Below are 24,791 nucleotides of genomic sequence, written 5' to 3'. Positions count from 1 at the left end.
TTTATGAGGATAATTGCAAATTCTATTCCAAATGTACCAAAACAAAAAAACTCAGTCAAGGAATGACTGAGTTTTTATGCTATTAACTAACCAAAAAACTATAAATTATGAAATTTATATCAATCCAAAAGGAAACCACCCCTTTTGTTTTGCGAGTGCAAAGATAGATAGAAAGTTCAAAAAAGAAATAGCAAAAGGCAAGTTTAACATAACATTTGCATAAAAATCAACGTTTTACAGAGAATTTTTCTGCATAATGTAAAAATTCAGCGTTTTTATAATGTACCTCTCAATTCTTGCTCTCTTTCAATCGACTCAAAAAGAGCTTTAAAGTTCCCTGCACCGAACCCTTTTGCACCCATTCTTTGAATAATTTCGAAGAAAAGGGTAGGTCTATCTTGAACTGGCTTGGTAAATATTTGTAATAGATAACCATCTTCATCGGCATCAACCATGATGGCTAACTTTTCAATTTCATTAATGTCTTCTTTCATCATATCCATATGAACGCCCAATCTTTCTGGGATTGCTTCATAATATGTATGAGGTGGAGATGACAAAAATTCAACACCACGAGCTCTTAGTTGTGATACTGTTTTGATAATGTCATCTGTGGCAATAGCAATGTGCTGAATTCCAGGTCCTCCGTAGAAATCTAAATATTCTTCAATTTGTGATTTTTTCTTACCTTCAGCTGGTTCGTTGATTGGAAATTTGATTCTTCCATTTCCGTTTGACATTACTTTACTCATCAAAGCGGAATATTCTGTAGTGATTTGTTTGTCATCAAAAGATAAGAAATTCACAAATCCCATAACGTCTTCGTAGAATTTTACCCAAGTATTCATTTCGTTCCAGCCTACATTTCCAACCATGTGATCAATATATTTTAATCCCGTTGGTTCTGGATTGTAGTCTGATTTCCATTCTTTGTAACCTGGAAGGAAAACTCCGTTGTAGTTTTTTCTTTCTACGAAAATGTGAACCGTTTCTCCGTAAGTGTAAATTCCTGAACGAACAACTTGACCGAATTCATCTTCCTCAACAGTTGGTTCCATGAACGAACGTGCACCACGTTTCATAGTTTCTTCGTATGATTTTGTAGCATCTTCAACCCAAAGCGCCGCGACTTTTACTCCGTCGCCGTGTTTTTTCAAATGTTCATTGATTGGAGAATCGGCTGTTAAAGGCGTTGTCAAAACAATTCTGATTTTGTCTTGTTTCAAAACATATGATGCTCTGTCTTTTACTCCAGTTTCTAATCCGGCATAAGCCAATGACTGATATCCGAAAGCAGTTTTATAATAATGTGCAGATTGTTTTGCATTTCCTACATAGAATTCTACATAATCTGTTCCTAATAATGGAAGGAAATCTTGTGCTCCTTCAAATATTTTTTCTAATCCGTATTCTACTGATTTTACTTCTTTTGACATGATATTTTTAATTAGAAAATGAGTCAATTAGAAAATTAGAAAATGTGCGTTGTGATAAAAATTATCTCATTGACACATTGACAAATTATCTAATTATTTCATTTTTGATGTTGATATTATTTTGTTTAAAATTTTTAAAATTTCTGAAAGATCATTTATTAAACGCTTGCAATTTGGATATTCTCTATGAGCATCGCATAAAAACAACCAATATTCTGTTTCGTCTGCTTCTTTAATTGCAATTTTTAATTTATGAATAAAATCTCCTTTACTTTCTGCGTTTTGTGACTCTTTTGAATTTGCTCCAATTGATGTTCCGCTTTTTAATAACTGATTTGCAATTACGAATTTCTTTTGATCTTGAAGTTCGGTTGTATAATCAATTATATTTAGTGCAAAATTGAATGTTTTAATTAAAAGAGCGTTGTCTTTGTATTTTTCGTTGAAAGTCATTTTTTTAATTTGATAATTAGAGAATGGGATAATTAGACAATTAATTTGTAGGTTTAAAGTTACAACTTATATTGAATTATCTAATTTTCAAATTGACACATTTTCTAATTATAGAAATTATCTAATTATCAAATTGGCACATTGACTAATTATTCACACCAAGATTTATAGTACTGACCATCATCCAATCCCATAGCTTCTTCAGTAACCATTAAAGGTCTGAATGTATCAACCATTACGGCTAATTCCTGAGTTTCTTTGTGACCAATACTGCGCTCCATTGCGCCTGGCGCTGGGCCATGCGGAATTCCTTTTGGGTGTAAAGTGATATGACCTTGCTCAATATTATTACGGCTCATAAAATCACCATCAACATAATATAGGACTTCGTCAGAATCTATATTGCTGTGATTGTAAGGTGCCGGAATTGCTTTTGGGTGATAATCGTAAAGTCTTGGGCAGAATGAACAAACGACAAAAGTTGCCGTTTCAAAAGTTTGGTGTACAGGAGGCGGTTGGTGAACACGTCCCGTTATAGGTTCGAAATTGTGAATTGAAAATCCGTATGGGAAATTGTAGCCATCCCAACCCACAACGTCAAAAGGATGTGTCGCATAAACCACTTCGTGCATCATGCCTTCTTTTTTGATTTTAATTAAAAAATCACCTTTTTCGTCGTGTGTTTCCAATTCGTTTGGCAAAATAAAATCACGCTCGCAAAATGGAGAATGTTCTAAATGCTGACCTGATTGATTTTTATAACGTTTTGGAGTATAAAACGGAGAATACGATTCTACATAAAATAGACGATTATCTTCTGTTTCAAAATCAATTTGATAAATGATGCTCGCGCGGAATGATTAAATAATCACCATATTCAAATGGGATATTTCCCAACATGGTTCTTAACTTTCCTTTTCCTCTATGAATGAAAAGCATTTCGTCGGCATCGGCATTTTTGTAGAAATAATTTCGAAGCGATTCTTTCGGCGCGACCAAACCAATAATGCAGTCTTTATTGACTAACATGGCTTTTCGGCTGTCTAAAAAGTCGTTTTCAGGTTTTAATTCAAAGCCTTTAAAAAGTAATGATTTTATATTTTTTCCGATTGCGATTTTTGGCTCAACCGAATAAGAGTTTAAAATTTCTTTAATCTGCGTTGGTCTGTGAACATGGTATGACAAAGACGAATGTCCGTGAAAACCTTCGGTTCCAAATAATTGTTCGTAATAAAAACCGCCGTTAGGTTTTTCGAATTGGGTGTGTCTCTTTTGAGGAAAATCTCCGAGTTTGTGATATAATGGCATGGCCTTTTCAATTAGATAATTTGTAAATTAGATAATTAGAAAATGTGAATTGCAGAGTTAATAATTAGTTCAATCTTTTAATTGACTAATTATTTCAATTCGATAGAGCCATTATTCAGGATTTCTCTTGATTAGGAATTGAAGATACTCTAATAAACCTGTCCAATTTGTTTTCATTATAACAAATGTCGTAATTTTTGCCGAGTAAAATTATAAATTATATTATTTATAACACTAATTATTTTAATTTTTTTGATATAAATTTTTGATAGCAAAAAAATACCGCCATTTTATTGAGAAATTCTTTGCTGAAATGCTAAAATAAAAATCCTATACTAAACCAAGTAAAGCTTTTTGACATTTCTGGCGACCATGATTGTTTGACTTCGATTGGGCCAATGATGGTTTCTAATCCATAACCTACAGCATAACCTGTATATTTTGGCATTGAAATCCAATCTACAGTTGTGAAAATGTCATCGCCTAGATTAGCAAAGTTGGCAGAAAAGTTCACGTGGTTTTTCTTGAAAATCTCGTAATCTAACGTGATGTCGGTTTTGATGTAGCTGTTTCCCGAAATGCTTAGAAAGTCATAACCGTAAAAATAATTGAAATTGTTGATTTTATTATAGCCATAACCTCCTAAAATATAATCGAAAAACGGTACGCTGTCGCTTCCAATATTAAATCCGGCATCGGCGCCAATTTTAAAAGTTGCGCGTCTGAATAATGTTTTGGCAAAAGCAATTTCGGCTTTAGCCATCGAAAACGGTTTGAAAGCATTCGTATAATCAGATGATGCTAAATAAGTTTGCACATCACCGGAGAAATACAATCCTGAACGCGGAAAAGTTTTCTTGTCTAAGGAATCGTATTTCAAATACCCAAAAACGCTGAAGTAATTACTTTTGTCAATTATATTGCCTTCGTTTGCTAGTGTTGGTGTGTCTATTTTTAAATATTTATACTCCAAACCTCCTCCCATGAGGAATTTTTGGACAAATATGGTTTGAAAATAAGCTTGATTGGTGAGATCAAAAAAATCAACATTGATAAGATTGACATCGGGATTTGATTGTTCGAGTCTGCTTATACTCGTCGTTACATTTCGATTAAACTGATTTAGTCTTGAACGGAAACCAAAGCTGATATTGAATCCGTTTTCGATATAATAATTAAAATCGTATCTGAAATTATCTCCTAAAATAATATCTAAGGAGGTAACGTCATTTTTCATGAAGGTCTTTTTGTGCGTTAAGTTTAATAAGATTGCACTTTTATAAAGTCCATCATAATGAAGGCCAAGTTTTAAGTAGGTCTGCGTTGGGTTTTCTTTCAGCACTAGATCTAAATTGTCTTTGTTTTCATCTCCCGGTTGCAGGCAATATGAAATTGTGCTAAAGTTTTGGGTCGCATCCAAATTATTTATTCCAGTTCTTAAATCATCATATGTAATGGTGCTTTCTGGTTTAAAACGCAATTTTCCGTTAATATATTCTTTGGTGTAGTTGTCTAATTTATCAACATTGATTTTTTGAATTTCTAGAGTATCAGTGCTGACTTTTAGTTTTGGTTTTTTATAAAAAGTATCTTCTGTTACTAATGTTTTGATTTTTTCATAAACTGCAAAAGTTGCTTCTTCACCTTTTCTGATGATTTCTTCACCTCGGTCAAATGAAATTACGCCAAAATCTCGAATATCCGGTTTGATATAAATATCGGTTTCTTTCCTTTTGCTTTTCATTTTCTCGATCGATTGCAGATTTGTGATCTGAACCAAAATTCGAGTCGCATTTTTCAAGCCTTTTCTGTTCTGTAAATCATCCTGTACATCGACTCCAATGATAATGTCGGCGCCAAGATTGCGTACTTCTTGAATTGGATAATTGTTTACCACGCCACCGTCAACCAGTAGTTTTCCATCAATTTCAACAGGTGTAAATAATGAAGGAAATGCGGCGCTGGCCATCATGGCTTGAACCAAATTTCCTTTATTGAGCAAGACTTCTTCACCAGTCTCAATATTTGTTGCAATACATAAAAATGGAGTTGGTAAATTATTGAAATCTCGAACATGACGAACATTTCTAGTCAAACTGCTTAAAAGATTGTAATTGTACATTCCTTTTGAAAGCGCTTCAGGAATTCCGATTCTGAAATTACTGAAAGGCAATGTAACCGCGTATAATTCGTCATTTTTTTTGCCATAAAAGTTTTTTGATGAACGCGGAATATAGTCGTTTATCAATTCGTCAAAATTAGTTTTTTTGAAAATGGAATCAATTTGCGTGGCATTATAACCAGTAGCATAAAGTCCGCCAATGACTGCTCCCATGCTAGTTCCTCCAATATAATCGATTTTGATTCCAGCTTCTTCCAAAACTTTCAAAACGCCAATATGTGCAAAACCTTTTGCGCCACCACCACTTAAGACCAAACCGATTTTTGGTCTTTTTATACTGTCTTGTTTTATGTCTTGGGAAAAAGATTTTTCAGGCAGAAGAACCAGCGCAAAAAGTACGACCACTGTGTTCCAGATAAATTTGGAAAGAAATTCTTTTGACCGAACATTTGAAATGAACACTTTTTTAAAGTACATAAAAAACAGCTAGTTGGTTTTGTAAAAGTCGACAATTTTTTTGGCTTTTGAAACTCCAATAACATCCGAAATTTCTTTTTCTGTTGCTAATTTCAATCTTTTAACACTTTTAAAATGTTGAATCAATGTCAGCATTGTTTTTTCGCCAATTCCAGGAATGCTTTCGACAGATGAATTAAGTGCCGCTTTACTTCGTTTGTCACGATGAAATGTAATTCCAAAGCGATGCGCTTCGTTACGCAATTGCTGAATTACCTTTAAAGTTTCAGACTTTTTGTCCAAATATAACGGAATGGAATCGCCTGGATAAAAAAGTTCTTCAAGGCGTTTTGCAATTCCGATGATGGCAATTTTGCCTCTCAAACCAAGTTCGTCAATACTTTTCAATGCCGCCGAAAGTTGTCCTTTTCCACCGTCAATAATGATTAATTGTGGCAAAGGTTCGTTTTCTTCCAATAATCTTTTATAACGTCGGCCCACGATTTCGGTCATCGAAGCAAAATCATCAGGACCTTCAACGGTTTTTACATTAAAATGGCGATAATCTTTTTTGCTTGGTTTTCCGTCTTTAAAAACCACACAAGCCGCCACCGGATTTGTTCCTTGAATATTCGAGTTATCAAAACATTCGATGTGGCGCGGTTCAACAGGCAAACGCAAATCTTTTTGCATTTGTGCCATAATTCGGTTTGTATGCCTGTCCGGATCTACGATTTGCAATTGTTTTAATTGTTCAATTCGGTAAAATTTAGCATTTCGAATTGATAAATCCAAAATCTGTTTTTTGTCTCCAAGTCGCGGAACAGTTGTTTTGATGTTTTCGCCCAAATCAATTTCAAACGGAACAATGATTTCTTTTGATAATAATTCAAAACGTTCACGAAGTTCAATAATAGCAAGTTCCAATAATTCTTCGTCACTTTCGTCCAGCTTTTTCTTCATTTCCAAAGTATGCGAACGAATAATTGATCCGTGAGAAATTTGCAGGAAGTTTACATAAGCGGCGCTTTCGTCGGAAACAATTGAAAAAACATCAACATTGGTAATTTTAGGATTGATGATGGTCGATTTGGATTGATAGTTTTCCAAAACTTCAATCTTTTCTTTGATTTTTTGCGCCTCTTCAAATTGTAGATTCTGCGCATAATTATTCATTATCTTTTTGAAATCCTTTAAACTTTCTTTGAAGTTTCCTTTCAGTATTTCGCGAATCGCATTGACTTGTCTTTGATATTCTTCCAACGGTTCCAAACCTTCGCATGGACCTTTGCAATTGCCAATATGATATTCCAAGCAAACTTTAAATTTGCCAGAATCAATATTGGATTTGCTCAAATCAAAATTGCAAGTGCGAAGCGGATATAATTCTTTAATCAATTCTAAAATCGTGTGAACCGTTTTGAAATTTGTATAAGGGCCAAAATACTCTGACCCATCTTTAACCATTCTTCGTGTTGAAAATATTCTCGAAAAAGGTTCTTTTTTAATACAAATCCAAGGATAGCTTTTGTCATCGCGCAACAATACATTATAACGCGGCTGTAAAGTTTTGATTAGATTGTTTTCCAATAAAAGCGCATCGGTTTCAGTTGGAACGACAATGTGTTTTATCGTTACGATTTTTTTGACCAAAACATTCGTTTTGGCGGTATCGTGAATTTTATTGAAATAGGAGGAAACCCTTTTTTTAAATTTTTGGCTTTCCCAACGTATAAGATCTTACCGTCTTTATCATAATATTGGTATACGCCCGGATTATCAGGCAAAGTAAGAATTTGAAGATCTAAGGACGGTTTTTGCATTCTGTTTTATTTCTGAAGATTGTGAAAAAGCGCTCAAAAATCATTTTAATTTTTGAAAAAAGCTTAACACCGATTTAGAATCAAATTTACGAAATCAAAAGAATAATTTCTATATTTAGCTTTTATAATTCTGCATGAAAAATAGTAAGCCCTTAGTTATTTTCGACGAAGCAATTTTGCCGGGAGAAAGTAGAACAATTAACGTTGAAATTGCAAGATTGCATACCACAACAAAACTTAATATTCCGGTAATTGTGCGCCGTTCAAAAATTGAAGGCCCAGTTGTTTTATTCTCAGCTGGAATTCATGGCGACGAAATAAACGGAGTAGAAATCGTAAGGCAAATTATCAGTAAAAAAATAAACAAACCAGCGAAGGGAACCATTATTTGTATTCCCATTATCAATATGTATGGTTTTGTAAACAAATCACGCGAGTTTCCTGACGGACGTGATTTAAATCGAGTTTTTCCAGGTAGCAAAAAAGGTTCACTCGCAAGCCGTTTTGCTTATCATATTGTCGAAGAAATTTTGCCAATTCTGGATTATGCAGTTGATTTTCATGCCGGAGGCGCCAGCAGATTCAACGCGCCACAAATTAGAATTACTGAGAATAATCCCGAATTAAAAGTTTTGGCTGATGTTTTTAATGCGCCTTTCACTTTGTATTCTAAAAATATAAGTGGCTCTTTTAGGAAAACTTCTGAAAGTGCCAATGTAAAAATGTCGCTTTTTGAAGGTGGAAAATCTTTGGACATCAATAATGATATTGCTAATGAAGGTGTTTTAGGAGTAAAACGACTATTGCATTATTTGGAAATGCTCGACTCAAAACAGCTTGTCGAAGCCGCGCCAATGCCTTCTATTTATATAAAATATTCGTTCTGGCTAAGAGCGAAATGTTCCGGTTTGTCGCATGATTTTAATTTAGTTGGGAAATTTGTGACTAAAGGTACTATCTTGGCCATTATTACTGATCCGTTTGGGAAATTTGAACAAAAAGTAAAAGCGCCTCACGATGGATTTGTAATCAATGCTAATCATTCCCCTATTGTATATGAGGGCGACGCAATTTATCATTTATCTAAAAATAGCCCTATAGATGGCGACGAATAAAAAAGAACTAAGACTACATTATAAAAATCTTCGTAAAACGCTTTCTGAAGAGGAAATTGAAGAAAAAGTTTGGCTATAGCCAATAATTTAATTCAGCTCCCAATCTGGGATAAAACGTATTTCCATGTTTTTCTTCCAATTGTCGAACACAAAGAAGTCGATACCGAATTTATTTTGCATCTGCTTTCTGGAAAAGACAAGGAAATTGTGATTTCGAAAAGTGATTTTGAAACTCGCCAAATGACTCATTTTCTTTTGACCGATAATACTAAAATCAAAAAGAATGAATATAATATTCCAGAACCTGTAAACGGACTTCAAGTTCAGAGTTCAAATATTGATGTGGTTTTTGTGCCGCTTTTGGCTTTTGATAAATATGGAAATCGCGTGGGTTACGGAAAGGGTTTTTATGATAAATTTCTATCCGAATGCCGACCAGAAACTATAAAAATCGGACTTTCATTTTTTGAGGCTGAAAATCAGATTGAAGATGTTTTTGAATCGGATATAAAATTGGATTATTGCGTGACGCCTGAGAAAATATATACATTTTAATTTTACGGAATGTTCTGTTTTAATGCGTCTAACACAATCTTTGTCGACATACTATATGTAGACGCATTGAAATGCGTCTCTACAATACCCGTTGGGAATAATTTTGGTATAAATAAATATTGTAACAGAATATAATTTTAAATTAAATTTTCTTATGTCACTTATGTGGTTTAAAACAAAAAAACAAAAATCCCAAACTTCAATTTTAGAATTGGAATTTGGGGTTTTTTATTTTGAGATTTTAAAAATCTATTTCACTTCTTTGATTGTCGAACCATCAATCCAACCTTCGGTTCCATCAGTTAATTCGATTTTTTTCCATTGGCCCAAAACTTCGGTTACATAAACTTTTGCACCTTCATGTAATAAGAAAATTGCGAAGCACCGCCTTTTTGCGGTTCGCTTCGAACTTCGCTTAATTCGGCAAAAACAATTGCTGGGCGATCATTGTCAAAATGACTTTTTTCAGACATTCCAGCCGAAATGCTTAATCCCAAAACGAGCAAAAGAACAAACATTCCAATGAAATAAATTCTTTTTGTAATCGTAATTTGTGAAAAATAATACCCGATAAAACTCAAAAGAAAAAGAAATGCAATTCCAACAGAGATTTTGGCCCAAGTATTATAATCAAAAATGCCAGTAAAATTCTGAATCAATTTTGCAAAACCAACTTTTGGCACTTCTTTGATTTCGTCTATAGTCAGTTTTTTTGCAAATTTTAAATTGTTAAGCGTTTCAGGATCATGAGGTTTTAAAACCAAAGCTTTTTCATAATTGTAAATTGCTGGCGCCACTTTGTTCAGCTTATAATAACTGTTTGCCAAATTAAAATACAATTCAGCCGATTCTTGTTTGTTTTCTTTTATAACAGCTTCATACGCCTGAATAGCTTCTTGATAATTGCCTCTTTGATACATAGCGTTTCCTTTTTCAAAGCTTTGAGCAAAGAAAACCTGTGTAATTAATAAAAAGAGATATACTATGTTTTTCATTTTGTTTTTTTAAAACCTGTTAGGTTTGTTTTAATAGGTTTAAACAATCTGTTTTTCTAATTCTGAAATGATCAAAACAGCTTTATCAAAATCTTGCTGAATCGAAGCGCTTGATGCTGGAGCATATCTTGCAAATTCGCAGTTTTCAGTCAAATGAATAAAGTTTTGAACTGATTCTGGATTTGCATTTCGAGATAATAATAATTCGCGAATATTGTCTTTGCTCATTTCTGAGGTTTCAATATGCAATTTTGCCTTAAGGAAATTATGCATCGCTTTTTCTAGTGCAATATAAAATGCTTCTTTGTTATTAAGCTGTTTTTTAGCTTCCGATAAATATTTCTTAGCGAGCTTATTGTTCATCTTGATTCGGTTTCCTGCTACATCGCCATCAATTGCTTCTTTTTCTTCTTAGCAATAATGATAATTGGCAAAATGATGAAAGGCGCAAACAATAATGCATAATACAAATCAGAACCATAAAAATCATCTTTAGCAACCGAGACCAAAGTCGTTTTTGATTTGATATACTTAAATTGATCTGTTTTAGAAATTACATTTTTCGCCGCATTTGCGGTACTGTTCGCTTCAGCTTGCATTGGTCCGTCTAAAACATCAATTGCAATTTCTTGCGAAGTGATGGTTTTGTATGAACCTGTGCTTAAATCGAAATAAGAAAACTGCATTGGTTTAATGATGTATTTTCCTTTGTACTGCGGAATAATAGTGTATTTGTCAGATATTCTTCCAGACATTCCAGTTAGCGAAGTCGTAACTTTTTCGTCATGAACAGGATCGTACATTTCTAACGCATTCGGCACAACTGGTTTTGGCAACGTAAACAATTTCATGTTTCCAGTTCCGGAAGCGCTCACAACTAAATCTAAGCCTTCACCACTTTTTACACTTGTTTTAGACGGCGTAACAATAAAATTGAATTTTCCAACTGCTCCGCTGAAATCTGCTGGTTTTCCAGCTTCAGGAAGTGGTCGTACATTTATTGTTTTAGCTCCAGCCGAAACTACTTTATTATCCATTGTTGTGATCATCTGACCAAACATATTTCGGCGATCTGTAGGCAATTCCACCTCAATGTCTAATGAAAGCGGTTCGATTGTTAATTTGCCAGATTTTTGAGGATATAGAATTGTCTTTTTTAGGATCACATAATAGCATCTTTGACCTTGGAAACTTCCTTCTTCGATTGCCAATTGTTTGATTTCGATATTCTGATTCCAGAAATCATTATATTTTGGTTTTGCCAATTCTTTGAATCCATTAACGCCAATATTGTTGAAATACAATTTGTAAACCACTGTAATTGGCTCGTTCAAATATGGGTTTGTTTTTGAAATTTCGGCAACGAGATTTAATGTTTCGCTTCCTTGGCCTCCTTGTTGTTGTCTTTCGCTTGGATCTCTTTCTTGAGCAACAGCATTTGTAACCACAACTTTTATTGGAGATGTTTTGTAAATCTGTCCATTAAACTCGATTGCGGCTTGCTTAATGACAACGTTTCCTTTTTGAGTTGGCTGTAAAATATAAGAATAGATTTTTTGAAAAGAACTACGTCCGTTTATCCAAGATTGGCTTATTTGCTGACTTGGTCCTGCTACAACTTTAAATCCATCAAAATTAGGCTGTTCAAAGTTGTCTCCATCAACATTCATGATGAAGTCAATTCGAATTCGCTCATTAAGCCCGAGCGTATTTTTGCTGACTCTGGCTTCAAATTGAACTTGAGCCAAAAGTCCTTGAAAAGTGAATAGAAATAAAATTAAAAATCTTTTCATTTATTCGTTTAATCGGTTTTTTGTTTGATTGTTTATTTGTTTAACTGTTTAATCGTTTAATCGGCTTTTTGTCTAAAGGATGCTTTCCAAATAAACAAATTAACAATTAAACGATTAAACTTTTATCTACCAGTCTTTTTCTGCTTTTTCGGACTTCCTTTTACTTTTTGCGCGTTTACTTTGTCTTGAATTTTCTTTTCTTCGTTATTAACGGCATCTAATAAATTTTGAACACGTTCTTTTGATATTCCGCCAGGCTGTGGTTTTGGCTGTCCGTTATTGTCAGATTTGTCATCTTTTTTAGGATCGTTTTTACCATCTTTTTTATCCTTGTCTGGATCGCCTTTATCGTCTTTTTTATCTTTGTCTTTGTCCTTGTCCTTATTTTTATCCTTGTCTTTGTCCTTATCTTTATTTTTATCCTTGTCCTTGTCTTTGTCTTTATTTTTGTCTTTGTTGTCGTTTTTAGGAGGATTTTCTTTTAGCTTTTGTTTGGCCAAAGCATAATTGTATCGTGTTTCATCATCGGTTGGATCATTTCGTAATGCTTGTTTGTAGGCTTCTACAGCTTGCGTATAATCTTTCTCTTTCATGAAAACATTCCCTAAATTATGATAAGCTTTATGTTTTTCAGGTCTTGTTTTTGCGTTTTTTATCGCTTTCGCGAAAGCAAATTTGGCTTCTGCAATTTGGTTTTGTCTGTAAATTGTATTTCCTAAATTGTATGAAGCGGTCGCTTTGTTTGGAAATTTTGATTGCGAAATTCTATAGTTCGCTTCAGCATCAACAAATTTATTCTGTTTATATTCTTCATTCCCATCTGGCAATGTTTTGTCTTTTTCTTGAGCAGAGACTGCCAAAGAAAACGTTAGTAAAATATAAAGAAGTAAATTTTTCATTCTAAATTTTTATTTTTTTGGTTGCCACGAATTTCACCAATTATCACTAATTAATCGTTTGCATATTTTTGAATTTCACAAAACAGATTAATTTAAAGTGATTGTTTTCATGTAAATTCGTGTAATTAGTGGCGAACTTTATTATTTCTTTTCGTTAAATAAATTCAACTCTTTTATCCAATTTGTTTTTCTTTCCAAAAGGAAAATATCTAAGAATAGTAATAGAAATGCAAACCCTAGGAACCATTGAAATTGCGATTGAAATTCTGCCATTTGCGTCGCTTCAAATTCTGTTTTCTGAATATTGTTCAGGGCATTTTTGATGTAATCTAAAACTTCTTTTGTGTTGCCGCCGTAAACATAACCTCCTTTTGTCGCTTTTGCAATAGTTTTTAGACCTTCTTGATTCAGTTTTGTGATAACAATTTCTCCGTTTTGATCTCTTTGGTGGTTTCTAACAATACCGTTTTCTTTTAATGGAATTGTGCCTCCTTTTTCAGTTCCGATACCAATTGTGATGATTTTCATTCCAATTTTGTTTGCTTCTTCGGCGTAGCCGGTTGCGCCTTCAGAATGATCTTCTCCATCAGAAATCAAGATAAGCAATTTGCTTGTTTTGCTTTTCTCATCAAAATAAGTCGATGATAAACGGATGGCTTCATCAAGCGAAGTTCCCTGAGATGAAACCATATCCGGGCTCATGCTTTGCAAGAACATTTTTGCAACGCTGTAATCAGAAGTAATTGGTAAAACAGGGAAAGCGCTTCCTGCGTAGGCAACAATTCCAATTCGGTCGCTTCCTAACTGATTTATGATTTGCGAAACAATTTGCTTGCTTTTCTCCAGACGGCTTGGTGCAACATCTTCGGCAAGCATACTTTTAGAAACATCGACCGCAAAAACAATATCAATACCTTCACGTTTTACAGTTTCCATTTTTGTTCCAATCTTCGGATTTACGAGTCCGATGATCAAACAAGTAAGCGCTAAAAGTATAATTGATAATTTTAGAATTGGTTTAAAAACAGAACTTTCAGGGCTCAGTTTTTTGACCATTTCTAAATCACCAAATTCGCGTTGCTTTTTTCTTTTCCAATACACATTGAAAAGAAAAATACATACCACGATTGGCAGTAAAAATAAAAGGTATAAATATTTTTTTCGTCTAATTCCATTTTAAATTTTAGATTTCTGAATTTAGATTTTAGATTTTTTTAAATCTAAAATTAAATGAAGCTTCTGTAAACTGTATTTCTTAAACCAACTTCCAGCAATAATAAAAAGACTGCCAATGCAACGAACATTCTGTATTTTTCGTCATAATCGTAGAATTTTAATTCTTGGATTTCTGTTGTTTCTAATTTATTGATCGAATTGTAAATCTGAGCTAATCGATCATTGCTTGTTGCTCTAAAATATGTTCCATCCGTTTTGCGGGCAATACTTTTCATTAATTGCTCGTCGATTTCTACTTTTTGCATTTTGAATAAGAAACCGCCATTTGGCCCATATGCATAAGGCGACTCAGCCATTCCGTTTGTTCCTAAACCAATTGTGTACACTTTGATTCCGTATTGTTTTGCAATATCGGCCGCAGTTTCAGGCTCAATAAATCCGGCATTGTTTACACCATCTGTCAATAAAATAATAACGCGGCTTTTTGCTTTACTGTCTTTTAGTCGGTTTACGGCAGTTGCCAATCCCATTCCAATTCCAGTTCCATCTTGTAAAGCAGTATCATATTTGATTTCTTTTATTGCTTCTAAAATAATGGCTTTATCGCTCGTAACAGGCGTTTTAGTATAAGCTTCTGATGCATATAAAACTAAACCGATCCTGTCGTTTGGTCTTTCTCCAACAAAATCTGCGACAACTCTTTTTAAAGCTTCCATACGGTTTGGCTTTAAATCTTTTGCCAGCATACTTCCAGAAACGTCAATTGCCATTACAATATCAATTCCTTTTGTTGTTTTGGTCTGATTGCTAATGTCAACTGTTCTTGGTCTTGCCAAAGCAATAATCAAAGAACATAATGCTATAATTCTAAAAACGTATAAACAAGGCTTTAATTTCACCAACAGCGATTCACTGTTTTTGAAACCTTGTGTCGAACTCATTTTTAAAGTCGCCGACTGCTGGTTGCGTTTCCAAAAATACCAAGCAATTACGACTGGAATCAGAAGAAAAAGCCAAAAGAATTCTGGATTTAAAAAAGTGATTTTTCCCATTAGTTGCTTGCTTTTTTAAGTTCAACAGAATTTAAAATTCGGTCAGTAATAGTATTTCCGTAGCTGTCGCCTTCTTCGTGCGAAATAATAATTTGTTGCAATCCTTGTTCTTGTTTGAACAAAAGAATTTCATAATATACTTTTGTACTGCTTTTAGTAAGAGGGTTTATAACCGTCATTGTTCCGTATCCTTTTAAGCCTTGAACACCTTCGTTTGTTTGGTAATCTTCTTGTTTTACAATAATGTTTTGACCACCTTGAGCTTCAATAATTTTTAATGAACCTTCTAAAGTTTTTGCCAAATCAATTTCTGTTGGAGTTTTGAATTTGCTTGTTGAAACTGCAATGTAAAAATTGTCTGTCATGCCTCCATAAACAAAAAGTTGCATTTCCTTAATCACAGCCATAGCATCTTTAGGAAGAAATTTTAGCGGATCTACTCGTTTTAAAACTTGTGGTGTTTCGATTAAAACTCCCGGATTTCCGTATTCACTTTTTACCCATTCGCTTTCTAAAAGTCGTTTAGTTGGGTTCATTAAAACGGTATCTTTTACATTTTTAAAACCTTTTACGGCAATTAAAACGACTGTTGTCAAAATCAATAAAGCAAAAACAGATCCTATAGCAATAGTAATTCGTCTGTTTCTTTGTTTCTTCAGTTGAAGTTTGATTTGTTTTTGTCTTTGCGCTTCGTTCAGTAACTCATCTTCTTCAGATGGAATTTCTGTCGGAATTGCATTATCCAGCGTTAAAATTACTTTCTGAATTTTGTTTCTGTCTTCGGTGATTTCAAAATCAAGAGGTTTTGATTTGGCAAATTTTACCAAATCCGCTTGACGGAGAACACGTTCTAGATTTTCAACTGTTTCTGGCGTCAAAGTCATTTTTTCTTTGTCGATGCAGTTTTGATTGTCGCGATCAACTCAGATGTCGTGCTTTCCATTGCAGGAATATGAATCGCCTCTTCGATATAATTTCTGGCAATATCAGTCAATTCACTGTAGTATTCTTTGATTTCGCCTTTTTGAATAAGCTCTTTTGACTCTAGACTATTAAGCAAACTAGTTGCTTTTTCAATCGGTGTTTTGTAAACTTCTTCTTCGATTTTTTCTTCTGACGCTTTTTAGTGTCCCAATAAACGTAAGCGCCGATTCCAAGAATAAGTACAAGTAATATTATATATAGCCACCAATTTCCAAAACTACTATCTGCTGTAGAAATGTCTTTGATGTCGTACATTTTTTGCTGTAATGTATCAACTTTTACTCCAGCAACTTCAACTTTGATGGAATCTGATAAATAAGGTTTTTTATCAATTAAAATTTGAACTGGTGAAATGGTATATTTTCCTGAATCAAATTGCGTTAAGCCATATTTCTTAATCAATTCATACGTGTCGTTTTTCTTAACGGTATCAATTGGATAAGATTGAATAACCTCTAATGAACCAATAGTTTTTGGCTGAGGAAAAACAACTTTTGATTTTGAGCTTACGACTGTTTTAAGTGTAAGTTTAAACTCGGCACCAATTTTGTTTTTTGTGGTATCAATACTTGTTTCTACCTGCTTTTGCTGTGCAAAAACCGCCGATGTAAGCAAAAATAGAAATATGTAAAATTTTAATTTCATTTGATTAACGATTGAAGATTAACGATTTTTGATTTTTGATTTTCCCTAAGATTGTCAATTACTTTGAAGGTTAATCTTTAAATTTTATGAATTATTTTTTGATGTTTTAATACTTGATACAAAAATTGAGATTAATTGATTAGCTTCTTCTTTTGCTTTTGTTAGACTCTCTAAATCTGCTGTTAGGTTTGCTTTTTCTATTATTTTTAAACAAACAAATGTTTCTCTTAATTCTTTCAAGCAAACTCCCATTTTATGAATAAAATCTTTTTTGCTTTCTGCACTTTGCGCTTCACCATAATTTAAAGCTGGAGATGTACTAGAACGGGTTATTTGTCCTAATAAATGATTTCCAGCGTAGTTTTTTTCAAATTTAATAGTTAGTCTTATTATGCTTGCAACAAAATCAATCAATCTATTTTCTAATTGTTGTTTATTCATTTTTAAATCTTAAACCTCTAACATCCATCAAAAATCAAAAATCGTTAATCAAAAATCAAAAATCTTTATCTCGACTTAAAATATCCCAACAGTTTAGTTACATAATTTTCATCGACTCTGGTATTTACCACGCCGGCACCCGATTTGCTGAAAGTTTCTTTGAAATAATTTACTCTCTCGTGATAATGTTTTTCGTAATTCATTCGGACAGCTTTAGAACCGGTATCGACCAAAATTGTTCTTCCAGTTTCAGCATCAAGCATATTTACCATTCCCAGATTCGGAATTTTTTCTTCGCGAATATCATACACGCGAACTCCTGTTAAATCATGTTTTTTTGAAGCAATTTTTAATGTTTGCTCATAATTTTCAGACATGAAATCTGAAATCATAAAAACAATGGCTTTCTTTTTTGAGTTCCCGATAAAAATTTCAAAGCTTCAGAAATATCGGTTTTATGGCTTTTTGGTTCAAATTCGATCAATTCACGAATGATTCTCAAAACGTGCGAACGGCCTTTTTTTGGTGGAATGTATAATTCGACATTATCAGAAAATAAAATCAATCCGATTTTGTCATTATTTTGTGTAGCCGAAAAAGCCATCGTTGCCGCAATTTCGGTTACGATGTCTTTCTTAAATTGGCTTTTTGATCCAAAACCTTCTGAACCCGAAATGTCAACCATTAAAACCATGGTTAGTTCGCGTTCTTCTTCAAATACTTTAACGTGAGCTTCGTTGTAGCGTGCGGTTACGTTCCAATCGATGTTACGAATATCATCTCCGTATTGGTATTGACGCACCTCGCTAAACGTCATTCCTCGTCCTTTAAATGAAGAGTGGTATTCTCCCGAAAAGATATGATTGCTCAGTCTTTTCGTTTTGATTTCTATTTTCCGTACTTTTTTTAAAAGCTCTTTTGTATCCATTTTTTTGGATTGCAGATTTTAGATATTAGATTTTAGATTATTTTTAGATTGCAGTTTTAAATCTAAAATCTGCAATCTAAAATCTAAAATTTATTAAGGTACTTCAATCTCGTTAACGATTTTGTTGATAATGTCTACAGAAGTGATGTTTTCAGCTTCGGCCTCATAAGTAATCCCAACTCTGTGGCGCAAAACATCGTGAACAACTGCACGAACGTCTTCTGGAATTACATAACCACGACGTTTGATGAAAGCGTAGCATTTTGCCGCATTAGCCAAGTTGATACTTCCACGAGGAGAAGCTCCAAAACTGATAAGCGGTTTTAAATCGGCTAATTTGTATTTCTCTGGGTAACGAGTAGCAAAAATGATATCTAAGATGTATTTTTCGATTTTTTCGTCCATGTAAACTTCACGAACCGCTTCCTGTGCGCGCAAGATTTGATCTACAGAAACTACAGGATTTACTTTTTCGTAAGTTCCTTTTAAGTTTTGACGAATTACAAAACGCTCTTCATCAATTTTTGGATAATCAATTACAGTTTTTAGCATGAAACGGTCAACTTGCGCTTCAGGCAATTGATAAGTTCCTTCTTGTTCAACTGGATTTTGTGTTGCTAATACTAAAAACGGACGATCTAATTTAAAAGTAGTATCGCCAATAGTTACTTGTTTTTCTTGCATCGCCTCCAAAAGTGCAGATTGTACTTTTGCAGGAGCACGGTTGATCTCATCGGCAAGTACGAAATTAGCAAAGATTGGTCCTTTTTTAATTGAGAATTCGTTTGCTTTAATATTGTAAATCATCGTTCCGATAACATCGGCTGGCAATAAGTCGGGTGTAAACTGAATACGGCTGAAAGAACCTTGAACCGCTTGAGAAAGCGTGTTGATTGCTAAAGTTTTGGCTAAACCAGGAACTCCTTCAAGCAAAATATGTCCTTGTCCTAATAAACCAATTAATAAACGTTCGACCATATTTTTCTGGCCCACAATAACTTTGTTCATTTCCATTGTAAGAAGGTCTATAAAAGCACTTTCTCTTTCAATTTTTTCATTGATCGCTCTAATGTCTAAAGTCGTTGTATTTTCTTCCATATAAATGTTTTTAAAAGCTTTTTTAAACTCTTGATTTTTACGCCCGGTTTTTGAGAGTGCAAATTGAATATTTTTTGAGAAGTAAGATGTTAAAGAATGGTTAAAACTTCGACCAATCACCTAATTTTAAGGACGAATTGTGAATCTATTTTTATATTTTTAAGAACTTTGATGTGTATGTTTTTAAAAAGCATATTTATTACCAAAAATAACGCAATATAACCATGAGCAAAACAACATTATCGCCTATTATTTCGGGCACTATGAATTGGGGAGTATGGGACAAAAACCTTTCGACTAAAGAAATGGAAAACATGATACAAATTAGTATCGAAAACAAAATTACAACTTTTGATCATGCCGATATTTACGGCGATTATACCACCGAAGCTGATTTTGGAAAAGCCTTTAAGGCTAGTAAAATTTCCCGCGAAAAAGTACAATTAATCACGAAGTGCGGTATTCAGATGATTGCTGAAAAACGTCCTCAAAACAAAATCAAACATTACGATTATTCTAAAGAATACATTATTTGGTCTGCAGAGGAATCTCTTAAAAATTTAAAAACAGATTTTATTGACGTTTTTTTATTACACAGACCAAGTCCGTTAATGCAAGCAGATGAAATTGCAGAAGCGGTTGAAAAACTGAAATCAGATGGAAAAATTATTGATTTCGGACTTTCGAATTTTACGAGTTCTCAAACCGAATTGATCCGTCAAAAAACAGAAGTAAGCTATAATCAAGTGCAATTTTCCGCAACGCATTACGAACCAATGTTGGACGGAAGTTTAGATTATATGCAGACTCACGGAATTCGTCCGTTGTCATGGAATCCTCTTGGAACTGTTTTTAGAGAAGATACGAAGAAAACACGCCGTTTGAAAAAACTGTTTTCAACATTATTAGAGAAATATCATCTTGGTGCAGATACACTTTTACTTGCTTGGATTTTGAAACATCCTGCTGGAGTTATTCCGATTGCCGGAACGGTGAACATTGCCAGAATTCAGGCATTGCTAAAAGCAGTAGAATTGGATCTGGACAAAGAAGACTGGTTCGCGATCTGGACAGAAAGTATGGGCGATGATGTGCCTTAAATTTTAAGTGTTCAGATTTTAGCTAAATGCCAAACAAAAAAATGTTAGCCACAGATTAAAGGATTTTCACAGATTTAAAAATCCTTTTTAATCCCTTAATCTGTGGAAAAAGAAATAAAAAAATAAAATGAAAAAAACAGCCCTAATAACTGGAGCAACAAGCGGCATTGGTAAAGCAACCGCACAAATACTGGCAAAAAACAATTATAAAGTGATTCTTTGTGGAAGACGCAAAGACCGACTGGAAGAATTAGAAAAAGAGCTTTCTGCTTTTACCGAAGTTTATTCGCTTTCTTTTGATGTTCGAGATAAGGATGCCGTTTTTACAGAAATCAATTCATTGCCAGCAGATTTTTCGACTATTGATGTTTTAATCAATAATGCTGGAAATGCACACGGTTTGGATCCGATTCAAAATGGAGATATTGAAGATTGGGACGCCATGATTGATATTAATGTAAAAGGGCTTTTGTATGTATCCAAAGCTATAATTCCACAGATGATCGAGAGAAAATCAGGACATATTATTAATATTGGTTCCATTGCAGGAAAAGAAGTTTATCCAAACGGGAATGTGTATTGTGCTTCAAAACATGCTGTCGATGCGATCAATAACGGAATGCGAATGGATTTGAATCCGTACGGAATTCGAGTTGGAGCAATTCATCCAGGAATGGTTGAAACCGAATTCAGTGAAGTTCGTTTTAAAGGCGATGCTGACAGAGCTTCAAATGTGTATAAAGGTTTAGATGCACTTCAAGCAGAAGATATTGCAGATATTATTCATTTTGTAGTTTCAAGAAAGTATCACGTAAATATTGCTGATTTGATTGTTTATCCGACTGCGCAGGCCTCGGCAACAATTGTCAAGAAAAATATTTAAAAGAAATTTTATTGTAGAGACGCACTGCTGTGCGTCTTTTTTACGTTTTAAGATTATGAATTGGAATTAAAATGATTTGCGGGTTTTTAATTAGTGTAAATTAGTGCAATTAGTGGCAGAAAAAAATAGACTATGATCAACAAACGCCTTTTGATAAAGAATCTCCTCGCTCATAATGATGAGAGCAGTTTTTATGATAAAAAGAGGCAGTTGAATCTTCATTCACGAGAAGGGAAAGGAAAGTTCTTAAAACACATTTGCGCATTATCCAATTCTAACCCAAATAATAATTCTTATATCGTTGTGGGTGTCGAAGATCAGGATAACGAAATTGTTGGAGATGATTTTTTTGATGACAGCCGAATTCAGAATCTGGTCAATGCCTTTTTAGAAAATCCTCCCAAAATCCAATACGAAAACGTTCCTTTTCCAAATCTTCCAAAAGATAAAGTAATAGGTTTGGTTACTATAAAACCTAAAAGCAAAATCTCTTACTTTAAAAAAGGAATTCATACGATTCTTGCTAATAGTGTCTTTGTAAGGCGAGGCAGTAATTCTACTCCTTTAGAAGAGCACGAGGAAGTCGAGAAAAATTATCAAAATACCGAAACGGTAATCGGAATTGAAAACAGTTCTCGAAACAGCATTCAATATACTTTAGACGGCGTTATTGATTTTATGAATTTTAGGCACAAAGATATGTCGCCAAAATATCGAGTCTTTAAAGAATTGTTTGTGATTTGCTGGGCTGGAGTTGGAAAAAAATCTCGAGATAAAACATTTCTTTCCAGAGTAGATATCGAATTGATTAATGAACAGATTAAACTATTTTATTCTGCGCTAGATGTAGTTACTATCGAATATAATGATGATACTTTTACCATTACAGAATATGTTCCGCTAGGATTAAACGATAAAACAAGTTTTTATCCTTTAGAAAAACAGACCATACATTTTTTTGATAATGGATATTATAAAATTGACCGTGAAATGCTTTTTCAACCTCCGGAATTCAATAGAAAAATGCTCTATCATATTTACAATTCAAATATAGCATTGCTTCAAAAATTGCACAAAGGATTTGCTCTGTCGTCGCGAGAACTAGCAGATCTTGAAAATCTTCCTTCAACTTTTATGATTTGTTATTTGAATGGTTTTGATGAAGCCAAGCAAAAACTAATCGATTCAAAATTATTGCTAAAGCCGTTTCCAGCTGTTTATTTGTCTTTTAAAGAAGCGCTCCGAGTTTTGAGAAAGATGAAATATGATGTGCAGTAAATAAAGGCGCTAAGGTTCTAAGTTTTTTTACTAAAACTTAAAAGTTTATTGCACCGCAGTGCATTTCTACAGAAACCTCAGAATCTTAGTGTCTCAGCATCTTAGAGCCTTAGAATCTTTTAATGGTATTTTAAATATTGGTTTATTTCATCATACGGAAATAAAATTTCTTTAGGACCATCAGCATAAGATGCGGCTTCGTAGGAGTTGTAATATAAAAGCAAACCTTCTTCAGTATAAAAAATATTCTGGGGCAAGTGAAATTTGTCGTTTTCAAACATTAAGCCAGTCGCATTGATATTGGCTTTTGCTGGAATTTTATATTTCTCGCGGAATTTTTTTCGGCGAAAGCCATAAATTCTTTTTCATTATTAAACAATTGATCCGTAAAAATTGTTTTCCCGGTTTTTGGATTGAATAATAACGATTTAAAACCTTGATATCCGTGGGCGCCTCCGGTAAAAGTATAATGGTCAATTTTTATATTTAAAATTTCATCAGAGTGAAATTCTACATTTCCAATGATTTTTCCTTCCCAACCAAAAGTCTCGTTTGGAAATTTTTTATGCATTTCTTCATATGAATCAATAAAAGATTGCGCTAGTATTTTATAATCGGTTGCCTTTGTGGGATCTTCACCAAAATAAACAATCTCTTTTACGACCGAAAAAACTTTTTTATTGATGCTGTCTGCGGCATGGTTTTTGCATTTTTGGCAATTGGAACTTCAATTGTAATTTTTGGACAATCGCTTTTGCAAGGTATAGTAGATTCTTTTTCAAATGTTTCATTGTCAAATGAAAGCTCTTTGTTACAACTTGTGAATATCAAAAACAAAAAGACTAAAAAAGTATAATGTTTCATATATGTGAAAGTTATTTGTTAATGGTCATGCATTGGATCACAATTTATTTGTGAAGTTTTGCTTTTGCAAAGTTCTAGCTAGTAGTGTTTTCAGCTTAAAAAAGTGTTAATTATATACAAAGGTAAGAAGTTGTGTCAGGATTAGAATAAATTAAACGGTAAATTTGTACAAGATTTAAGGATTTAAAATTTGTAACTATATGAAATTCAATACAAAAGTAATACATGGTGGTCAGCATCATGATCCAAGTACGGGAGCTGTGATGCCTCCGGTGTATCAAACTTCAACCTTTATTCAAACAAGTCCAGGTAAGCCTTTGGCAGATTATGAGTACAGTCGTGCGTCGAATCCAACTCGTACAGCTTTAGAAAACGCTTTGGCAAGTATTGAAAATGGTACTCGCGGATTGGCTTTTTCTTCTGGATTAGCGGCGACCGATTGTATTTTAAGATCTTTTAAAGCCGGTGACGAAATCATCGCAATGGATGATTTATATGGAGGAACTTATAGAATGTTCTCTCGAATTTATAAAGATTCAGGAATTAAGTTTCATTTTGTTGATATGACTGATATCGAAAAATTGAAATCACTAATCAATGAAAATACAAAATTGGTTTGGGTGGAAACACCAACAAATCCGTTGATGAAATTGGCGGATATTGAAGAAGTAGCCAAAATCACCAAAGCAAACAATATTTTATTTGCTGTAGATAATACTTTTGCAACGCCATATTTGCAGAAGCCTTTGGATTTAGGAGCAGATATCGTGATGCACTCGGCAACAAAATATTTAGGAGGACATTCTGATGTTATTGCAGGTGCTCTGATTGTTAAAGATGAAGCGTTAGGTGATCAATTGCATTTTCAGCAATTTGCAACTGGTGCGACATTAGGGCCAATGGATAGTTTTTTAGTTTTAAGAGGAATTAAAACACTTGCACTGCGTGTTCAGAGACATTGCGAAAATGGAGAAAAAGTGGTGGAGTTTTTGAGCAATCATCCAAAAATCGATACGGTTTATTACCCAGGTTTGAAAAATCATCCTTTTCATGAAATTGCTAAAAAGCAAATGAAGGCTTTTGGTGGAATGGTTTCGTTTACTTTCAAATCAGGTAAAAAAGAAGATTCTATTGCATTTTTAGAGAAATTGAAAGTATTTACTTTGGCAGAATCTTTAGGTGGAGTAGAGTCTTTGGCAAATCATCCAGCTTTGATGACGCATGCTTCTATTCCTGCTGATAAAAGAGCTGAAGTTGGTATTACTGATGATTTGGTAAGACTAAGTGTTGGTATCGAAGATGCAAGCAGATTTAATAGCCGATTTAGAACAGGCATTAGCTTAAGATATAAGCAAAATAAAAATCCCAAATTCCAATTTTAATCATT

General features: G+C 33.8%; 13 protein-coding genes and 9 pseudogenes. 6 read left to right on the top strand and 16 right to left on the bottom strand.

Annotated features, from left to right (window positions below):
• Nucleotides 1-275: 275 nt before the first annotated feature.
• The 5 genes and pseudogenes from hppD to uvrC all read right to left on the bottom strand — a co-directional run bounded on the left by hppD (nt 276) and on the right by uvrC (nt 7,598).
• Complete coding sequence (gene hppD / locus ACQ9BO_RS01100; RefSeq protein WP_431243316.1) at nt 276-1,436, bottom strand: 4-hydroxyphenylpyruvate dioxygenase; 1,161 nt, start codon at nt 1,434-1,436, stop codon at nt 276-278.
• 93 nt (nt 1,437-1,529) lie between these two features.
• On the bottom strand, nt 1,530-1,889 hold the full coding sequence (locus ACQ9BO_RS01095; protein WP_431243315.1) for a four helix bundle protein: 360 nt from the start codon (nt 1,887-1,889) through the stop codon (nt 1,530-1,532).
• 149 nt (nt 1,890-2,038) lie between these two features.
• Nucleotides 2,039-3,197: pseudogene (locus ACQ9BO_RS01090) on the bottom strand (homogentisate 1,2-dioxygenase).
• Between the two features lie 316 nt (nt 3,198-3,513).
• Nucleotides 3,514-5,724, bottom strand: a complete 2,211-nt coding sequence (locus tag ACQ9BO_RS01085) for a patatin-like phospholipase family protein (protein WP_431243314.1) — start codon at nt 5,722-5,724, stop codon at nt 3,514-3,516.
• Between the two features lie 81 nt (nt 5,725-5,805).
• Nucleotides 5,806-7,598: pseudogene (uvrC, locus tag ACQ9BO_RS01080) on the bottom strand (excinuclease ABC subunit UvrC).
• Nucleotides 7,599-7,732: 134 nt separating this feature from the next.
• Between uvrC and ACQ9BO_RS01075 the strand changes: the two are divergent.
• Both ACQ9BO_RS01075 and ACQ9BO_RS01070 read left to right on the top strand, forming a co-directional pair.
• Nucleotides 7,733-8,713 carry a succinylglutamate desuccinylase/aspartoacylase family protein gene (locus tag ACQ9BO_RS01075; RefSeq protein ID WP_431243313.1) on the top strand — a complete coding sequence of 327 codons (981 nt, stop codon included), beginning with the start codon at nt 7,733-7,735 and terminating at the stop codon, nt 8,711-8,713.
• Nucleotides 8,700-9,268, top strand: a pseudogene (locus ACQ9BO_RS01070) (5-formyltetrahydrofolate cyclo-ligase). The gene ACQ9BO_RS01075 and the pseudogene ACQ9BO_RS01070 overlap by 14 nt, the downstream one beginning before the upstream one ends.
• 338 nt (nt 9,269-9,606) lie before the next feature.
• Here the strand turns inward: ACQ9BO_RS01070 and ACQ9BO_RS01065 are convergent.
• From ACQ9BO_RS01065 to ACQ9BO_RS01025, 9 genes and pseudogenes are all read right to left on the bottom strand, one after another.
• Complete coding sequence (locus tag ACQ9BO_RS01065; protein ID WP_431243312.1) at nt 9,607-10,263, bottom strand: tetratricopeptide repeat protein; 657 nt, start codon at nt 10,261-10,263, stop codon at nt 9,607-9,609.
• 39 nt (nt 10,264-10,302) lie between these two features.
• Nucleotides 10,303-12,056, bottom strand: a pseudogene (locus tag ACQ9BO_RS01060) (BatD family protein).
• A gap of 126 nt (nt 12,057-12,182) precedes the next feature.
• Nucleotides 12,183-12,955 (bottom strand): annotated as a pseudogene (locus ACQ9BO_RS01055) (tetratricopeptide repeat protein).
• A gap of 141 nt (nt 12,956-13,096) precedes the next feature.
• Nucleotides 13,097-14,130: pseudogene (locus ACQ9BO_RS01050) on the bottom strand (vWA domain-containing protein).
• A 51-nt stretch (nt 14,131-14,181) separates the two neighbouring features.
• A complete protein-coding gene (locus ACQ9BO_RS01045; protein ID WP_431243311.1) occupies nt 14,182-15,183 on the bottom strand; it encodes a vWA domain-containing protein in 1,002 nt (333 codons plus the stop codon).
• Nucleotides 15,183-16,812: pseudogene (locus tag ACQ9BO_RS01040) on the bottom strand (hypothetical protein). The gene ACQ9BO_RS01045 and the pseudogene ACQ9BO_RS01040 overlap by 1 nt, the downstream one beginning before the upstream one ends.
• An 84-nt stretch (nt 16,813-16,896) precedes the next feature.
• Nucleotides 16,897-17,253: a four helix bundle protein gene (locus tag ACQ9BO_RS01035; protein WP_431243310.1), complete on the bottom strand. Its 357-nt coding sequence runs from the start codon at nt 17,251-17,253 to the stop codon at nt 16,897-16,899.
• A 65-nt stretch (nt 17,254-17,318) separates the two neighbouring features.
• Nucleotides 17,319-18,181: pseudogene (locus ACQ9BO_RS01030) on the bottom strand (DUF58 domain-containing protein).
• 93 nt (nt 18,182-18,274) lie between these two features.
• Nucleotides 18,275-19,279 (bottom strand): AAA family ATPase, encoded by a 1,005-nt coding sequence (locus ACQ9BO_RS01025; RefSeq protein WP_431243309.1) that lies wholly within the window; start codon nt 19,277-19,279, stop codon nt 18,275-18,277.
• 224 nt (nt 19,280-19,503) lie between these two features.
• On the opposite strand from ACQ9BO_RS01025, the gene ACQ9BO_RS01020 reads away from it, so the two are divergent.
• The 3 genes from ACQ9BO_RS01020 to ACQ9BO_RS01010 all read left to right on the top strand — a co-directional run bounded on the left by ACQ9BO_RS01020 (nt 19,504) and on the right by ACQ9BO_RS01010 (nt 22,540).
• Nucleotides 19,504-20,379 (top strand): aldo/keto reductase, encoded by an 876-nt coding sequence (locus ACQ9BO_RS01020; RefSeq protein WP_431243308.1) that lies wholly within the window; start codon nt 19,504-19,506, stop codon nt 20,377-20,379.
• A gap of 127 nt (nt 20,380-20,506) precedes the next feature.
• Nucleotides 20,507-21,262, top strand: a complete 756-nt coding sequence (locus tag ACQ9BO_RS01015) for an SDR family NAD(P)-dependent oxidoreductase (protein WP_431243307.1) — start codon at nt 20,507-20,509, stop codon at nt 21,260-21,262.
• Nucleotides 21,263-21,394: 132 nt separating this feature from the next.
• Nucleotides 21,395-22,540, top strand: coding sequence for an ATP-binding protein (locus ACQ9BO_RS01010; protein WP_431243306.1), 1,146 nt, complete (start codon nt 21,395-21,397; stop codon nt 22,538-22,540).
• A gap of 119 nt (nt 22,541-22,659) precedes the next feature.
• Here the strand turns inward: ACQ9BO_RS01010 and ACQ9BO_RS01005 are convergent, their stop codons facing one another.
• Both ACQ9BO_RS01005 and ACQ9BO_RS01000 read right to left on the bottom strand, forming a co-directional pair.
• On the bottom strand, nt 22,660-22,839 hold the full coding sequence (locus ACQ9BO_RS01005) for an RsiV family protein (RefSeq protein WP_431245047.1): 180 nt from the start codon (nt 22,837-22,839) through the stop codon (nt 22,660-22,662).
• Nucleotides 22,821-23,192 carry a hypothetical protein gene (locus tag ACQ9BO_RS01000; protein WP_431245046.1) on the bottom strand — a complete coding sequence of 124 codons (372 nt, stop codon included), beginning with the start codon at nt 23,190-23,192 and terminating at the stop codon, nt 22,821-22,823. Before ACQ9BO_RS01000 ends, ACQ9BO_RS01005 begins: the two co-directional genes overlap by 19 nt.
• A 412-nt stretch (nt 23,193-23,604) precedes the next feature.
• Between ACQ9BO_RS01000 and ACQ9BO_RS00995 the strand changes: the two are divergent.
• Nucleotides 23,605-24,748, top strand: a pseudogene (locus tag ACQ9BO_RS00995) (cystathionine gamma-synthase).
• Nucleotides 24,749-24,791: the final 43 nt, after the last annotated feature.

Origin of the sequence: Flavobacterium sp. P21 (assembly GCF_050632225.1) — a bacterium.
GTDB lineage: Bacteria > Bacteroidota > Bacteroidia > Flavobacteriales > Flavobacteriaceae > Flavobacterium.
This window is presented reverse-complemented; position numbering and strand designations above follow the sequence as displayed.

What these genes read in the sequence shown, in the direction of transcription:
- hppD (WP_431243316.1), bottom strand. Translation starts at nt 1,436, where the DNA reads ATGTCAAAAGAAGTAAAATCAGTAGAATACGGATTAGAAAAAATATTT.
- ACQ9BO_RS01095 (WP_431243315.1), bottom strand. Translation starts at nt 1,889, where the DNA reads ATGACTTTCAACGAAAAATACAAAGACAACGCTCTTTTAATTAAAACA.
- ACQ9BO_RS01075 (WP_431243313.1), top strand. Translation starts at nt 7,733, where the DNA reads ATGAAAAATAGTAAGCCCTTAGTTATTTTCGACGAAGCAATTTTGCCG.
- ACQ9BO_RS01065 (WP_431243312.1), bottom strand. Translation starts at nt 10,263, where the DNA reads ATGAAAAACATAGTATATCTCTTTTTATTAATTACACAGGTTTTCTTT.
- ACQ9BO_RS01045 (WP_431243311.1), bottom strand. Translation starts at nt 15,183, where the DNA reads ATGGGAAAAATCACTTTTTTAAATCCAGAATTCTTTTGGCTTTTTCTT.
- ACQ9BO_RS01035 (WP_431243310.1), bottom strand. Translation starts at nt 17,253, where the DNA reads ATGAATAAACAACAATTAGAAAATAGATTGATTGATTTTGTTGCAAGC.
- ACQ9BO_RS01025 (WP_431243309.1), bottom strand. Translation starts at nt 19,279, where the DNA reads ATGGAAGAAAATACAACGACTTTAGACATTAGAGCGATCAATGAAAAA.
- ACQ9BO_RS01020 (WP_431243308.1), top strand. Translation starts at nt 19,504, where the DNA reads ATGAGCAAAACAACATTATCGCCTATTATTTCGGGCACTATGAATTGG.
- ACQ9BO_RS01015 (WP_431243307.1), top strand. Translation starts at nt 20,507, where the DNA reads ATGAAAAAAACAGCCCTAATAACTGGAGCAACAAGCGGCATTGGTAAA.
- ACQ9BO_RS01010 (WP_431243306.1), top strand. Translation starts at nt 21,395, where the DNA reads ATGATCAACAAACGCCTTTTGATAAAGAATCTCCTCGCTCATAATGAT.